General features: G+C 64.5%; 13 protein-coding genes. 2 read left to right on the top strand and 11 right to left on the bottom strand.

The genetic code is table 11. The features are described from left to right. Window positions 1-41: 41 nt before the first annotated feature. The 3 genes from GBG68_RS03505 to GBG68_RS03495 are packed head-to-tail and all read right to left on the bottom strand — an operon-like array spanning window position 42 to window position 2,418. Window positions 42-1,583 carry a glutamate synthase-related protein gene (locus GBG68_RS03505; protein WP_152145191.1) on the bottom strand — a complete coding sequence of 514 codons (1,542 nt, stop codon included), beginning with the start codon at window positions 1,581-1,583 and terminating at the stop codon, window positions 42-44. 58 nt (window positions 1,584-1,641) lie between these two features. Continuing rightward, window positions 1,642-2,076, bottom strand: a complete 435-nt coding sequence (locus GBG68_RS03500) for a DUF2231 domain-containing protein (RefSeq protein ID WP_152145189.1) — start codon at window positions 2,074-2,076, stop codon at window positions 1,642-1,644. Window positions 2,077-2,079: 3 nt separating this feature from the next. Further along, the gene (locus tag GBG68_RS03495) at window positions 2,080-2,418 is read right to left on the bottom strand and encodes a hypothetical protein (protein ID WP_152145187.1); all 339 of its coding nucleotides are present in this window, start codon (window positions 2,416-2,418) and stop codon (window positions 2,080-2,082) included. 379 nt (window positions 2,419-2,797) lie between these two features. Between GBG68_RS03495 and GBG68_RS03490 the strand changes: the two genes are divergently transcribed. Then, window positions 2,798-3,136 (top strand): zinc ribbon domain-containing protein YjdM, encoded by a 339-nt coding sequence (locus tag GBG68_RS03490; RefSeq protein ID WP_152145185.1) that lies wholly within the window; start codon window positions 2,798-2,800, stop codon window positions 3,134-3,136. Window positions 3,137-3,166: 30 nt separating this feature from the next. Here the strand turns inward: GBG68_RS03490 and GBG68_RS03485 are convergent, their stop codons facing one another. Both GBG68_RS03485 and GBG68_RS03480 read right to left on the bottom strand, forming a co-directional pair. Next, window positions 3,167-4,576 (bottom strand): sodium/glutamate symporter, encoded by a 1,410-nt coding sequence (locus GBG68_RS03485; RefSeq protein WP_152145184.1) that lies wholly within the window; start codon window positions 4,574-4,576, stop codon window positions 3,167-3,169. A 75-nt stretch (window positions 4,577-4,651) separates the two neighbouring features. Further along, window positions 4,652-5,824, bottom strand: coding sequence for a hypothetical protein (locus GBG68_RS03480; protein ID WP_226801600.1), 1,173 nt, complete (start codon window positions 5,822-5,824; stop codon window positions 4,652-4,654). Window positions 5,825-6,218: 394 nt separating this feature from the next. Between GBG68_RS03480 and GBG68_RS03475 the strand changes: the two genes are divergently transcribed. Next, entirely contained in the window at window positions 6,219-6,998 is a 780-nt protein-coding gene (locus GBG68_RS03475; protein WP_152145182.1) for an acetoin reductase, read from the top strand. Between the two features lie 43 nt (window positions 6,999-7,041). Here GBG68_RS03475 and GBG68_RS14080 read toward each other — a convergent pair whose 3' ends face one another. The 6 genes from GBG68_RS14080 to GBG68_RS03450 all read right to left on the bottom strand — a co-directional run bounded on the left by GBG68_RS14080 (window position 7,042) and on the right by GBG68_RS03450 (window position 14,702). Next, entirely contained in the window at window positions 7,042-7,488 is a 447-nt protein-coding gene (locus GBG68_RS14080) for an MliC family protein (RefSeq protein ID WP_193222202.1), read from the bottom strand. Window positions 7,489-8,509: 1,021 nt separating this feature from the next. Next, window positions 8,510-8,908: a VOC family protein gene (locus GBG68_RS03465; protein ID WP_226801596.1), complete on the bottom strand. Its 399-nt coding sequence runs from the start codon at window positions 8,906-8,908 to the stop codon at window positions 8,510-8,512. A 176-nt stretch (window positions 8,909-9,084) separates the two neighbouring features. Beyond that, a complete protein-coding gene (gene lysS / locus GBG68_RS03460; protein WP_152145175.1) occupies window positions 9,085-10,581 on the bottom strand; it encodes a lysine--tRNA ligase in 1,497 nt (498 codons plus the stop codon). A 28-nt stretch (window positions 10,582-10,609) separates the two neighbouring features. Continuing rightward, a protein-coding gene (gene prfB / locus GBG68_RS03455) for a peptide chain release factor 2 (protein ID WP_152145173.1) occupies window positions 10,610-11,711 on the bottom strand; the annotation gives its coding sequence in 2 pieces (ribosomal slippage) (window positions 10,610-11,632 and window positions 11,634-11,711; 1,101 coding nt in all). Window positions 11,712-11,895: 184 nt separating this feature from the next. Continuing rightward, window positions 11,896-12,069 carry a hypothetical protein gene (locus GBG68_RS14075; RefSeq protein ID WP_193222201.1) on the bottom strand — a complete coding sequence of 58 codons (174 nt, stop codon included), beginning with the start codon at window positions 12,067-12,069 and terminating at the stop codon, window positions 11,896-11,898. 65 nt (window positions 12,070-12,134) lie between these two features. Then, window positions 12,135-14,702, bottom strand: coding sequence for a GGDEF domain-containing response regulator (locus tag GBG68_RS03450; protein WP_152145171.1), 2,568 nt, complete (start codon window positions 14,700-14,702; stop codon window positions 12,135-12,137). Window positions 14,703-14,787: the final 85 nt, after the last annotated feature.

Genomic DNA, 14,787 nt, shown 5'->3' with positions numbered 1-14,787 from the left:
GTCCTGGCGCCGACCGCCCCGGGCTGCGGATCGACCCCGGCTTATCGGCGCATCGATACACCGCCGTAGGGAATTCCCGCGAGCTCGGACAGGGAGCTCTTCCAGCTGGTGATGTCGTCCAGAGAAAACGCATCGAGCCGGTCATGACCGCAGGCACGGGCCATTACCTGCATCAGCGCACAGGATCCGTGGAGAAAGCGCGCGAGGCGTTGCGCCGCCACATCGACTTGCAGACGCGCGCGCAGCTCTTCGTTCTGGGTCGCGACGCCGCTGGGGCAATTATTGGTGTGGCAGATCCGGGCGGCTATACAACCGATGGCCTGCATGGCGCTGTTGGCCAAGGCGATGCCATCCGCCCCCAGGCACAGCGCCTTGATGAAATCCGCCGGTGTGCGCAGACCGCCAGTGACGATCAGGGTGACCTCGGGGCGTCCGCACCGGTCCAGGTGGCGCCGGGCCCGGGCCAGGGCGGGGATGGTCGGGACCGAGATATTGTCCCGGAACAACAGCGGCGCGGCGCCGGTGCCGCCTCCGCGGCCGTCCAGGATGATGTAATCGGCGCTGGCCTCCAGCGCGAAATCAATATCGTCCTCAATATGTTGTGCCGACATCTTGAAGCCGATTGGAATGCCGCCGGAGAGTTCACGCACGCGGTCGGCGAAGGCCTTGAAGTCGGCCGGCGTACGCAGCTGCTCGAAGGCGGCCGGTGAAACCGCATCCTCACCGGGCGGGAGCTGGCGTATCTCGGCGATGCGCTCGGTGACCTTCGCGGCCGGCAGATGCCCCCCGGTGCCGGTCTTGGCGGCCTGGCCCGCCTTGAAATGAAAGGCCTGCACCCGCGCCAACAAGGCCTCCCGGTAGCCGAACTGCGCCGAGGCCAGTTCGTAGAAATAACGCGAGTTGGCCTGCTGTGCCTCGGGCAGCATGCCGCCCTCGCCGGTGGCGATGCCGGTGCCGGCAAGCTCGGCGCCACGCGCCAGGGCCAGCTTCGCCTCCTCCGACAGCGCACCGAAACTCATGTCCGAGACGAACAGCGGCATGGCCAGACGCAGGGGCTTCCTGGCCCCGGGCCCGATCACCAGCTCCGTCGCCACCGGTGCCTTATCGGCCAAGGGCCGACGATGCAGCTGGGCGGTAAGGATCTGAATATCCTCCCAGGAGGGCAGCTTCGCCCGCGGTACGCCCATCGCCGCCACCGGACCATCGGGCCCGATGCCCTCCAGACCCTCGCTGGCGAGGGCGTGGATGAACTCCAGCGAGGGCTCCTCCGCGGTGTCCTTCGGGGCGGGCGCCCGGCTATGGCTGGCGGAACGTTCCGGCACATCCAGTTCCCTCGCCTCCTCGGGCAGCGTCTTGTGGGTCCCATCGCAATAGGGCGGGGTGCTGCTTTGCTTGCACCGACACAGCCAGGCCTTGCCGGGCTTTTCAACCCGGAAGGAGAGCGGGGTGAGCCCGGTACCCGCATGGGACCCATCACAGAAAGGCTGATTCTGCGATCGTCCGCAGCGACACCAGTGGTATTGCGTCTCCGGCGTGAGACTCACCTCGATGGGTGATCGGGCCGCGATCTTCGCCTTGGCCATGGTTACCTCCCGTCCTGATCATCTTGGGCCAGCCAGCGCCGTTTACGATCGCGGCAGCTCAAGGCCCGCGATCCGCCCTCTCCCGGCTCCGGCCCAGCCCATGCCCATACACCAGGCGCCCGCCCAGCCAGCCGCCGATGGCAAGGCTGACGAAACCGGCGGCATCCAGCCAAAGAGCGAGCGCATCCGGGGCGAAAGCGGGTCCTTGCGACAGGCCAAGCAGCAAACGGGTGGTGAACAGGGTGAATGCCAGCAACATCGCGCCCATGTGCCACCAGGTGTCCCGCAGGGCCGGGCCCTCCGGGATCCGGGAAAGCTCCAGCAGGCCCGCCAGCATGGCCGGAATTGCCATAATGCAAGCGACGATCAACAACCCCTGGGACCAGCGCCAGGCCGCGTCGCCGAAGTACAGACCGGCGAAATCCGCGACGACTGCCAGCGACCAGCAGGCGATGGGGAAATGGACCAGCGCCGGGTGCAGTGGGTGTCGCATCGCTCAAAGCACCAGGCTCAACAGTGTCAGAAAGCCGGCCACGGCGACCAGCGCGTGTGCCGCCACTACCGCCTTGGGCGGGATTTTTCTGCGCATATGGAAGGAGACCAGGAAAAACCCCGCCAGCGCGGCCAGCAGCAACAGCACGAAACCGATCAGCAGCCGTTGTGGTGCGGAACCCTGTATCAGGATCATGATCAGCAAGATCAGCCCACTGGCCCCCAGCAAAGCGTGCAGCACGGACAAGCCCCAGGGCGCGAACCTGTCGCGCAGGACACTGGACGCGAGCACCAGGCCGCCTACGGCGGCGATCCCAAAGGCAATCAAGGCATACGTCAACATTACTCTTCTCCCTAATTAAAACGCCGCGCCGCGGGTAGCAGCGCTCACCCGATAGCCGCCGCGGTGGTCGTTCGAGACGCAGGAATCATCCCTGCGTGCCTACTGGATGCGCTCCGCGCTTGCGAGGTTCCCGAACAGGCAAGGCGCCGCTTGCCGGGCAACATCCCCGCCGCCCACGTTCCTTCGCCCCTGCCGCCGGGGCCGCATCGTCAGGAAACCCAGCAAGTGACGGAGATGCCCGCCGCTGGCCCTCACGTTCACGACCGTTGTATGCTATATGCCGACTTGTGGCTGCCGGCGACAGCCCCAGCGTCCGGCCCGCCCGCGAATGCGGGCCTGGCCCATCCGCCAGCTCGCCACGCACCAGGAGATCCTGCGCATGTCCGCCCTGCCCCCCTGTCCGAACTGCGATTCCCCCTATGCCTACGAGGATGGCACCCTGTACGTCTGCCCCGAGTGCGCTCATGAATGGACGCCCGGCGAAGAGGCGGCGGGCGAGGACCCCAACGCCGTCCGGGACGCCAACGGCACGGTGCTGAACGATGGCGACACCGTTACCGTGATCAAGGATCTGAAGGTCAAGGGTCGCAGCCAGGTGGTCAAGGTCGGCACCAAGGTGAAGAACATCCGCCTGGTGGCGGGCGATCACAACATCGACTGCAAGATCGAGGGCATCGGGGCGATGAAGCTCAAGTCGGAGTTCACTCGCAAGGTGTGAGCGAGCGCGGGCGCCCCCGGCCGGCGCGAACTAGGCGCGTCGGCGCTCGGCCCGCGCCAACGGGCCGAAGTACCAAAGCCCGAAGACCAGCCAGCCACCCGCCACCGCGGCGGTGAACACGAGCATCGCCACCGGCCCGAGGGCGACGATCAACGGCAGGGAGGCGGCGGTGAACAGGCCCCCGCCGACGATAGGCTCGAAAAACAGCTGCTTGTAGCCGAAACTCTCCAATGCGCCGGAACGGTTGTGGGGGTCGCTCATGCGCATGAGCAGCAGACCGGTGGTGGTCACCCCCATGGACTGGCCGAAATCGCCTATTCCGCGCTCGAACCAATTATAGGGGATCAGCCTCGGGGCCAGCACCAGCACGCAGAACAGGCACCAGATGCTGCCCGCCACCGCGAGCAACAGAAACGGCAGCAGATGTTCACCGATGGCCGAGAGCGAGAGTGTCGCCAGCGCGGTGACGATGGTGAAATCCAGTGCCGCGCCGGAGATCCGATTCATGAGCCGGCGACTGATGTGATGCCCCCAACCGAATCGGTCGACCAGGAGCTGTATGAGCACCCCGCCGAGCATCGCCAGGGGAAAAAGCGGCACATGGTTCATCAATTGCAGGCCGCCGCGCCCCCAGCTGAGCGCCTCCAAGCCGATCAGCAACTTGTGCAACAACCACCCGAGGCCGATGGCGACGGCGACGATTCCGATGTGCAAGGACAAGGGCTCGGTGCTTTCGGCATTCTCTTCGCGCAGCCGATCGAGCTCGGCCCGCTCCCCGGCCGGATCAGCCACCGGCACCACATCGCCCTCCTCACTGAGGGCAATATGGCCGCGCCGCACCGCCCAGTTGACCAACACCACGCCGAACAGCACACCGCCCACGATACCCACGGTGGCCAGACCCAGCGCCAGATCCGCGCCCTCGGCGAAGCCCAGCTCGGCGAAGCTTGCCGCCATGCCCGCCGCCGTACCGTGCCCGCCCTCGAAGCCGATCTCGATCAACGCGCCGGCCATCGCATTCATGCCAAAAAAGGGTGTGAGCACCAACAGCGTGAGTGTGAGCCCGACCACGTATTGACCCCAGGCCAGGGTCTGACCGAACACCACCTGGGGCCCTGCCCGATACCACATCTCCCGCATGCCGGGTATGGCCTTGCCCAGAAAAAGCGCGGCGAACACCACATTGATCAACAACCCCGGAAGGCCCTGCCAGACCTCCAACACCGCCTTCGGCACCAAGCCATCGGCGGCGACCCCCGCGCCCTCGCCGGCCAGCGTTCCCAGCACCTCCGGGCCCAACAGCAGCGCCGCGGTGCCGGCAATGATCGAGCCGGGCAGGAACAGCCTGCGCAACAGCCGAATGCGGGCGCGCAGCAGTTGGGCCGCGAGCAGCAAGAAACCGATCAGTAGAATCGAGAAAAATGCCTGTCGCAGGTTCACACGCTCCCCAAGCGAAAACTGCCGGCGCGGACCAGGCCCGCGCACGCGACGCCGATTGGCCGCACTGCCCCGGAACTACCGCCGGCCCGCCACCGCGGCGCGGCGGCTAGAAGCGGTAGATGGCGGCGGCACCCGTGGTGGAAGGCATGCGCTCGGCGGGGACGACCACCACCTGCCCCCCTGGCTGAGCACCAGCTCGCCCAGGTCATCGAGCAGGTCGTCGGTCGCGGCCTTGCCCGGTTCATCGAATTCCACGGCACCACTTTGCCCATCGATATGGCCGGGGACCTGACGGTCGGCCTCAATCAACAAGGTGGCGATGCGCCCGGCGACCGCGTTACGGCCTATCAGCACCAGATCGGCGTCGCCCTGGGCCCGGGCACGGGCCGCGGCGAACATCTCGCACAGGGCTGCCAGGCGCTGCAGGTACTGCGGCTCTATCACCTCCCAGGCTCGCCGGCGCAAATCTTCCACGGACAGCGCCGTGGGCGAGGCGTCGATGCCCTGCTCCAGCAGAAAGGGGTTGTGACTCAGCCGGCGAAAATCGCCCTGATTTTCCGGCAAGGCCAGCAGCACCAGGGGCAGGCGACGAGGTCGCGAATACTGCGCGAACATCGCCCGGTCGACGCTGCGAAAGAACCGTTCGATCTGCCCCTTCTCCAGGTCCGCCAGGGAGGCGGCACCATGCACACCACCGATTTCGGCCGAACCGTGGGTGCGAATGGGCTGTGGCTTGTTGTCATGCTCCGGGATGACGTCCGCCAAGGTGCGCGGAAAGTCCGCCGGCAGCTCGACTTGGTGCAAGCCGTCACGGTTACCCTGGTAGAGCCTCGCCTCCTGGCGGCTGATGCCAAGGATCTGGTAGTCGTCCGCCGACTGCAGCATCCGCAGCAGGGGCTTGATGTGAAAGCGCTCCCCTACCAGCGCCAACTCCTCCACCGGCCGCTCCAGCGGATAGGCGCGGAACAGCCCTGGTGCGGCGAGCACCGCCAGACCGTCGCCGGTATGGATCCAGAAGTCGCGATCCGCCGCCAGATCGTGGAAGGGTTGCAGCAACGGTGCGCTGTCCTGCCGGGGATACTTCTGCGCCAGTAACTCCTCCAGGGTCTTGACCAGGTTGCCGAAGCGGATCCGGTCCTGGCTGTCGTCCGGGTGACTGCGGTGGGTGGACTGACAGAGGGACAGGCAGGGCGGCCGAGGTGTGCGGAAAATGCCTTTGGCGAAGTCTTCGGCGAGTGGATTGCTCATCTCGTCTCCTTGACTGGCTGTGGGCCGCATCCCGCGACCCGTGCATGCAAATGCAACCCTTGCACGGGCATCGCTCAGCGGACGCTCCCCCGCCAAGCCAAGCCTGCCCGCCAGGGCGCGGCATTGAAATCGTTAGCTGACTCTCATTGGGGTCGCGCCCTGGCGAAACGAGGGCTGCACGACGTCTCCTCCCCTTGCCCAGTGCCTTGAAACCCCCTCGGGTTACCGTTACATCGACATCGACTCGACCGTTGCAGCCCGAGCGGGTCGCAGCGAGCTCGGTGGAGCATCTGAGGCCTGGGCGTCGATGCCGGGCGTGGCCACGGAGGGGAAATCCAACACGGATTCCACTGGCGAAACGCAAGTGCCGCAATGAAATGGCAAGGAGAGCGATGTGAGCATCAACGGACAGGTCGCGCTGATCACAGGAGCAGGCCAAGGCATCGGGCGGGGGATCGCGCTTCGGCTGGCCAAAGACGGCGCGGACATCGCGATCGTGGATCTGGACGAAGACTCCATGGCGAGCGTCGCCGACGAAGTGCGGGCCGTGGGGCGCAAGGCGACGGTTTTCAGAGCCGATGTATCCAGCCGCGATGAGGTCTACGCGGCTGTCGAGCACGCCGAAAAGGAACTGGGCGGCTTCCATGTCATGGTCAACAATGCAGGCATCGCCAGCATTCAACCCATCGCGGAGGTGACACCCGCGGACATAGAGAAAATCAACAAGGTGAATATCGAGGGGGTGCTGTGGGGCATCCAGGCCGCGGCCGCGAAATTCAAGGCACGCAAGCAGAAAGGCAAGATCATCAACGCAGCCTCCATTGCGGGGCATGACGGTTTCGCCTTGTTGGGCATCTATTCGGCGAGCAAGTTCGCGGTGCGCGCCTTGACCCAGGCGGCGGCCAAGGAGTTCGCGGGCGACGGCATCACGGTCAACGCCTATTGCCCCGGTGTGGTCGGCACCGATATGTGGGTCGAAATCGACCGACGCATGGCTGATATCACAGGGGCTGAAATCGGTGAAAACTACAAAAAATTCGTCGGCGGCATCGCCCTGGGTCGGGCCCAGACGCCCGAGGACGTGGCCTCTTTCGTCTCTTACCTTGCGGGGCCGGATTCTGATTACATGACCGGTCAGCCCCCCATTATCGACGGCGGCCTGGTGTATCGGTGAGCCGGGCAACTCACACTGTCCCCCTATAGCAAGGCGGCGTCCTTCAGAAGCCGTATTCCGCCTTCAGCCACACCCGGGGCTGTTCATCCCGGGTATCCGACTCGGGGTCGCCACCCCGGCCCGCCCAGGCCAGCGCCGGCTGATGAGGTAATTCGGTGCATCGCTCGATGATTTCCGTCGAGGCCGCATCGGGTCTTTGGCGAAAGAGCGTGCCTTGCGAGCCGGGGCCGGAACCCTTCGTCCACCATACCCAGCCGCCACCCAGGTAACGCGCACCGCTGCCGGACACCGCGATGCGCATGACGTGGCTCTCGCCCTGATACCGAATCTCAGCGGAGTCGGTTGCAGGATAACGCGCGGTGATCCTTGCACCGCTGTCGCACCGATAGTGCACCGCATTCGCTTGCCCGTCCTCCGTTCTCGGGGAGGGCCCCGCGCAGGCGGACAGAAACAGGCCGGAAGCGATGGCGAGGGTAGCGAGCGTGTTCATGGATGGCTCCGTGTGTCGACCCATGGAGGGCAAGGCGCGGTGTCGCGCTGGCCCCGCACAGGGGGGGCACCCTTCAGTCGGCGTTGACACGGCCTGCCTGAAATTCGTGCCCGATGTGGGGCGTTTGCCAGATTTCCTCACATCACTTTCAGTCGCTATAGAACCAGGTGGAAAAGCGAATACAACACTACAGCCGTCGGAAACGCCGGGAAAGAGCGCGGAGGATCTCGTGAAAACTCTTCTTCCAGGACGATCAGAACGATCCCCCCGCCGACAAATGCCAGCAACAGCGCCACGATGGATGGAGAGATTGCCGTTGTGACACATCATCCGCCCTAGTGGATCCCTTGCATTGGCGATACAGCACAGGACACAGGGCTTTTGGAAGTAGCAAAACACACTACGCCGACGGGGCCATCGCCGGAACCGCAAGCAGGCCGCTTATCCTTGGCTGCCGGTGCTTTCCTGGTGCGGGTTATTTGATTTCCCACACCGAGCGAGGGAAGTCCCTAACTTGGCAACCAAGTAGCCGACGGTCGAGCCCATGCCTGTAAACAAAAGCATGGCGGCCAACTCTCCGCCGGCTTCTCGACCACTGGTCCCCACGAACCCCATCAAAAGAACACCAGAAAATGATAAACCGAAGATGGCTGAGCAGAGGACCGATCCCCAGCCTAAAAAAGACAATATTCTCCCGAGCGAATGCATTCTCTGACCACTCAAGGTGCGGTTGAGCCCCGACGAAGTCGCCGGCCTGAACCGCGGGTTGGAACGGTGGGGACCGGCAAGCCGAGCGTGGGCCACCGATACTGCTTGTTCTTCTCCTTCACCGAGGGGGCCGAGGCCGAAAGTCAGGCACTACCTTTGGTGAAGCGTTCACCCCGAACAGGCTACAAAAGCTGAACTTGCCTGAGGGTGCTTGTTGTGGCCACTGATCCAGACGATTCAACGGCGAGCGTTGTCGCCGAGCTCCACTGTTTGAAGCCGCCACGCGGCTTCAAACTGTCGGCTCCAGCGCTGGTCATGCATCCTCGTCCGCGGGGCCGACCCAGAACTGCGGATTGTGGGCCACTTCCCATAAGTAGCCATCTGGATCGGAGAAGTACCCAGCGTACCCGCCCCAGGAGGTTTTCTCGGCGGCTTTCGTAACAATGGCGCCGGCAAGCGCGGCCTGGGCCATGACGTCATCCACCTCTGCCTCGGAGCAGACATTGTGCGCCAGACTAAACCCGGGAAAACCACCAGCGACAGCTGAGACGGCAGCATCTTGTGCGAGCGCTTCCCGGCCGTACAGACCGAGCCAGCTGCCATTGAGGGTGAAAAACGCGATCTCCGGCGGTGAATCCATCCGGGGAAGACCGAGCCCTTGCTCATAGAACCGGATAGAGCGGGTCAGGTCCTCGACGCCCAGCGTGACCATACTAATCCGTGGCTTCATCGTCGGACCCTCCCCGCATGACAGTGAACAGACCACGCCCCCTCTCCCGCAATGAAGGCATACGCCCAATCAGCAACAGCGCTTTCTTTTTATTACGCCACAGGGGAAGAACAAATCAGGCGCTGCCTGGACACAGCGCCCGGTAGGTCTCTCTTGCCTCAGGCCTCCGGGCGCATGGCCGGAAACAGCAACACATCGCGAATCGACGCCGCATCGGCCAGCAGCATCACCAGCCGGTCTATGCCGATCCCCTCCCCGGCCGTCGGCGGCAGGCCGTATTCCAGCGCCCGTACATAATCGGCGTCGTAATGCATGGCTTCCTGATCGCCGGCCGCCTTCTCCGCCGCCTGCTGACGGAAGCGCTCGGCCTGGTCCTCGGCGTCGTTCAACTCCGAGAAGCCGTTGGCGATCTCTCGCCCGCCCACGATCAGCTCGAAACGATCGGTGAGGAAGGGGTCGGAGTCCTTGGGCCGGGCCAGCGGCGAGACTTCCTTGGGATAGTCGATGACGAAGGTGGGTTCACGCAGCTTGTGTTCGGTGGTCTTCTCGAAGATCTCCAACTGCAGCTTGCCCAGGCCATAAGCTTCCTTGACCTCGATGTTCAGGTCTTCGCAAAGCTTTCTCGCCGCTTCCAGGCCGTCCAGCTGGTCGGCGGTAATCCCCGGGTTGTGCTCCAGGATGGCGTTCTTCACCGAGATGCGGGTGAAGGGTTTGCCGAAGTCGAAGCGCTCGCCCTGGTAACTGATCTGCTCGGCACCCACCACGTCCACCGCCAGTTTGCGCAGCAGGTCTTCGGTGAGGTCCATCAGGTCCTGGTAGTCGGCGTAGGCCTGGTAGTACTCCAGCATGGTGAACTCGGGGTTGTGCCGGGTGGACACGCCCTCGTTGCGGAAGTTGCGGTTGATCTCGTAGACCTTCTCGAAGCCGCCCACCACCAGCCGCTTCAGATACAGCTCCGGGGCCACCCGCAGGAACAATTCCATGTCCAGGGCATTGTGATGGGTGCTGAAGGGCCGCGCGGTGGCGCCGCCCGGAATGGGATGCATCATGGGGGTTTCCACTTCCAGGAAGCCCCGCTGGTCCAGGTAGTTGCGGATGAAACGCACGATCCGGCTGCGCAGCACGAAGGTGTCGCGGGATTCCTCGCTGACGATCAGGTCCACGTAGCGCTGGCGGTAGCGCACCTCCTGATCGCTCAAGCCCTTGTACTTTTCAGGCAGGGGGCGCAGGGACTTGGTGAGCAGCTTGAGCTCCCGCACCCAGATGGACAGCTCTCCGGTCTTGGTGCGGAACACGTGCCCCACCGCGCCGACGATGTCCCCCACGTCCCAGCCCTTGAAGTTCTGGTACACGCCTTCGGCGAGATCATCCCGGCGCAGGAACAGCTGAATCCGCCCGGACATGTCCTGGATGGTGGCGAAGCTCGCCTTGCCCATCACGCGCTTGAGCAGCATGCGCCCGGCCACCCGCACTTCCACGGGCTCGGCCTCCAGCTGCTCGGCGGTAAGCTCGCCGAATCGCTGGTGGATCTCCCGCGCCAGGCTGTCGCGCCGGAAATCGTTGGGGAAGGCTTCGCCCTGCTCGCGCAGCTCAGCCAGCTTGCGCCGGCGCTCCGCTATGAGCTTGTTGTCGTCCTGCAGCTGCTCGTCGCTCATCTGTCCGCCTCGAATTCTTGCCTATTGCCTACAGGCCCGCCTTCAGGCTGGCCTCGATGAACTGGTCCAGGTCGCCGTCCAGCACCGCCTGGGTGTTGCCCACTTCCACGCCGGTGCGCAGATCCTTGATGCGGGACTGGTCCAGCACGTAGGAGCGGATCTGGCTGCCCCAGCCGATGTCCGACTTGGTCTCTTCCACCTGATCGGCCTCGGCGCGGCGGTTCTGCATCTCCAGCTCATAGAGCTTGGCCTTGAGCTGTTTCATGGCCGTGGCCCGGTTCTTGTGCTGGGAACGGTCATTCTGACACTGCACCACAATCCCGGTGGGGTTGTGGGTGATACGCACCGCCGATTCGGTGCGGTTGACGTGCTGGCCACCGGCACCGCTGGCGCGGTAGACGTCCACCCGCAGATCGGCGGGGTTGATGTCGATCTCGAAGTCGTCGTCGACTTCCGGCGAGACGAACACCGAGGCGAAGCTGGTGTGGCGGCGGTGGCCGGAGTCGAAGGGGGATTTGCGTACCAGGCGATGCACGCCGGTCTCGGTGCGCAACCAGCCGAAGGCATATTCGCCCACCACCCGGATGGTCGCGCTCTTGATGCCGGCCACCTCGGCTTCGGACAGTTCGATGATCTCGGTCTTGAAGCCGTGCCGTTCGAACCAGCGCAGGTACATGCGCATCAGTATGCCGGCCCAGTCCTGGGCCTCGGTGCCGCCGGAGCCGGACTGGATGTCGACGAAGGCGTTGCTGGCGTCCATCTCGCCGGAGAACATGCGGCGAAATTCCAGCTTGGCCAGATCGGCTTCGTAGCTGTCCAGATCCCCGCTCAGCGAGGCGATGGTTTCCTCGTCGTCTTCTTCCTTCGCGATATCCAGCAGCTCACGGGCGTCACCCAGGCCGGATTCCAGCGCGGAGAGCACATTCACCACGGCTTCCAGACTGGCCCGCTCCTTGCCCAGGGCCTGGGCCCGGTCAGGTTCGTTCCAGACGTCCGGCTGTTCCAGCTCGCGGCTTACTTCTTCGAGGCGGTAGCGCTTTTCAGTGTAGTCAAAGATACCCCCTCAGGGCTTCGAAGCGCCCTTGGAGGTCGTCGATCTTCTGGTATAGCGGCGTGGTGGTTTCGATCATGCGTGTCGATTCCCGTAAAAACGCGTCGGGGAAAGGCGATGCATGGTACTACAGGGGGGGTGGGGGTGTCAGTTGGGCGGGCTACGGGGGGATAAGGGGAATCGCGGCCATGAGCCGCTCCCGCAGGGCAAGTAGCTGATGCAGGAGCGGCTCATGGCCGCGGCGCCTTATCCGCTGAATGCCATCAACCCTGCCCCGGCGGGCGCTCGGCGGGATGATCCTGCATCTGTTGCTGCCGTTGCTGGTCTTGCAGCCCGCCGACTTGCTCATCCGGCTGGAAGCCGGTGTCCTCGTCACCGCCGCAGGCGGCGAGCATCAAGGCGAAAGCGGGGACCGCTAGCCACTTGAGTCGTTTCATGGGGCACACTCCCTGTTGGAACGGAGATTCCGTCCCACGGCAGGTGTGGGTCGTAGCCACCGGATTCAAGAGGCGGTCATGGCACCGGCCAGCGGCGCGCCTTCCAGCCGCTCCAGGGGCTGGGCGATGAAGTTGCCCTGCACGTAGTCCACACCGCAGCGCTTGAGCTGAGCGAGGATGTCCTGATTCTCCACGTACTCGGCCACGGTGCGTTTGCCCAGTGCATGGGCGATCTCGACGATGGACTGCACCACGGCCAGGTCAATGGGGTCGGTCACCAAGCCTTGCGTGAACAGGCCATCGATCTTGATCACGTCCACGGCCAGGTTCTTCAGATGGCCGAAAGAGCAGAAACCGCTGCCGAAATCATCCAGCGCGAACTGGCAGCCGATGGCATGCAATTCGTCCATGAGGCGACGGGCGCTGTCCAGATTGGTGATCGCACAGCTCTCGGTAATCTCGAAGGTGAGCGCGCTGGGGTCGACCGCGTACTTCTCCAGCAGCGCCTTGATGTCGCCGGCCAGTTCCCGGTCCACCACGGTGTGGCCGGAAAGATTCACCGACAGGCGGATCTTCATGCCCCGCCCGTGGGCCTCGGCCAGCGAGGCAATGGCCTTCTCGGTGACCCATCGGTCGATGCGCGGCATCAGGTTGAAGCGCTCGGCGGTGGGCAGGAAGGCATCGGGCATGATCCACTCCGGCCCCTCGCCTCCGCGCAGGCGCAGCAGCACCTCGTAATGGTGCGCCCGCTCGCCGATGCGCTCGCGCACCCGTCGCCAACGGGTCACCGGGTCGGCGTCGGCGCTCATGGGGGGCATGTCGTCTATGCCAATAATGGGATGGAAGGCGAGTTCGAACAGATCGTTCTCCAACGCGTCATGCAGGCGCGCGGACCAACCCAGCTCCAGGTCCATGGCCCGGCGCTGGTCGCTCTCGGGGGCGTATATGTGGGTGCGGTTACGGCCCTTTTCCTTGGCAATGTGACAGGCGACATCGGCATTGGCCAGCGCCTCGCCCGGGGATTTGGTGTACTGATCCAGGTTGGCCACGCCCACGGAGCCGTTGACCTTGTAGCTCTTGCCGGCGTACTGGAAGGTGTGCCCCACCAGGATCTCGCGAAAGGCCTCGGCGGCCTCGTAGGCCTCGCCGGGCTGGACGTTGCGCAGTATCACGGCGAATTCGTCGCCGCCCAGTCGGGCCAGGGTGTCGGAGGCGCGCAGGCGGGTCTGCAGCTGCTGGCCGATCTCCACCAGCAGCTTGTCGCCCGCGGCATGGCCAGCGGTGTCGTTGATGTACTTGAATTGATCCAGATCCAGGTAAAGCAACGCGCTGTGCTCGGCATTGCGTTGCAGGCGGGCCACTTCCTGCTCCAGTTGGCTCTCGAAGTAGGAGCGGTTGAGCAGCTTGGTGAGCGGGTCGTGATTGGCCTGCCAGCGCAGCTCCTCTTCCATGAGCTTGCGCTCGGACACGTCCCGGAAGGCCACCACGGAGCCCTCCCGATGACCATCGATATGTAGCGGGTAGACCGTGCACTCTACCGGTACGGGGCGCCGCTGGGCGTTCCAGAACACGGTCTGCCAGTTCAACAGCCGGTCACCGGAGCCGTAGGCGCGGGTAAGGAAGCAGGTCTCCGGCGGGTTCTGGGTGCCGTCCTGGAAGGAATGGTGGAACAGCGTGTGGGGCATGCAGCCGTTCAGTTTATCGCGCTCGCCGAAACCGAGAATTTCCCGGGCGGCGGTGTTCATGAAGGTGATCAGGCCGTTGTTGTCCACGCCGTACACACCATCGCCCACGGACCCGAGGATGCCCTCCAGGCGGCGGCGTTCGCGCTCTATGTTGCGCTTGCTGAGCACGCTGCGGCTCATGGCCGCCACCCGTGCGAGGAACAGCGCCTCGGCCTCGTTCTTGAACATGCACTCCACGGCGCCGGCGTCCAGGGAATCCTTGATGACCTTATCCAGATACGTGCCGGTGATGATCGAGGAGGTGACGCCCGCCGTGTCCGGGTTATCCCGCAGCTGGCGGCAGAGCTCGTCTCCGGTGGCATCGGGCATGAAGTAGTCGATGATGGCGATGTCGTAGGGGTTACGGCTCGCCAGGTCCATGCCCTCGCGCACGGAGCTGGCCGTATCGGTCTCGTAGCCGTGGCGGTTGAGCAGCCGCCGGTAACTCACCCGCACCGTGGGCGAGTCGTCCACGAACAGTACCCGGATGGCGTCGCGAGCGGCGGGCTTGGCCGGCGGCGGGCAGGGGTTGTCCAGGCTGCTGGCACTGAGCAGCGTTCTCAGCGAATCCACGGTCTCGTGGAAATCCGCCCACAGCAGCATGGCGGTGGAGGGGCGCTTGGTGACCCAGTTGAGCTTGGCCGCCTCGGCCTCTTCGCTGAGCACCACCACCGCCAGTGACTTGAAGCGGGGCGATTCGAGCAGCGAAAAAAGCTCATCGGCGGTGGGGTCGGTGCGCGAGGGCCAGCCGATGATGGCGGCGTCGTACTCTTCCGGCCGCTGACCGAGTGCGCTCAGGCCCTGTTCGAAGGACGGCAACAGGGACACCTGATAGTCCTGGCCGGACAACATCTTGTTCAGACCGTGACGCAGGGTCGCGGACAATTCGATCACGAGCACCCGATGCATGGCGGAGCTCTCCCTCCGGCGCCCCAGGAGGGGCTTGTCGTTCTTATATCCGGATACTCTGCCAGATGATTCTCCAGCCACCTAG

It is taken from the genome of Alkalilimnicola sp. S0819, from assembly GCF_009295635.1.
Lineage (GTDB): Bacteria > Pseudomonadota > Gammaproteobacteria > Nitrococcales > WHIW01 > S0819.
The sequence above is the reverse complement of the archived record's forward strand: the minus strand, read 5'-3'. Positions and strand labels throughout refer to the sequence as shown.

Coding starts and splice junctions, on each gene's coding strand:
- GBG68_RS03495 (WP_152145187.1), bottom strand. CDS start 2,418: ATGTTGACGTATGCCTTGATTGCCTTTGGGATCGCCGCCGTAGGCGGC.
- lysS (WP_152145175.1), bottom strand. CDS start 10,581: ATGAGCGACGAGCAGCTGCAGGACGACAACAAGCTCATAGCGGAGCGC.
- GBG68_RS14080 (WP_193222202.1), bottom strand. CDS start 7,488: ATGAACACGCTCGCTACCCTCGCCATCGCTTCCGGCCTGTTTCTGTCC.
- GBG68_RS03500 (WP_152145189.1), bottom strand. CDS start 2,076: ATGCGACACCCACTGCACCCGGCGCTGGTCCATTTCCCCATCGCCTGC.
- GBG68_RS14075 (WP_193222201.1), bottom strand. CDS start 12,069: ATGAAACGACTCAAGTGGCTAGCGGTCCCCGCTTTCGCCTTGATGCTC.
- GBG68_RS03465 (WP_226801596.1), bottom strand. CDS start 8,908: ATGGTCACGCTGGGCGTCGAGGACCTGACCCGCTCTATCCGGTTCTAT.
- GBG68_RS03450 (WP_152145171.1), bottom strand. CDS start 14,702: ATGCATCGGGTGCTCGTGATCGAATTGTCCGCGACCCTGCGTCACGGT.
- GBG68_RS03480 (WP_226801600.1), bottom strand. CDS start 5,824: ATGAGCAATCCACTCGCCGAAGACTTCGCCAAAGGCATTTTCCGCACA.
- GBG68_RS03505 (WP_152145191.1), bottom strand. CDS start 1,583: ATGGCCAAGGCGAAGATCGCGGCCCGATCACCCATCGAGGTGAGTCTC.
- GBG68_RS03490 (WP_152145185.1), top strand. CDS start 2,798: ATGTCCGCCCTGCCCCCCTGTCCGAACTGCGATTCCCCCTATGCCTAC.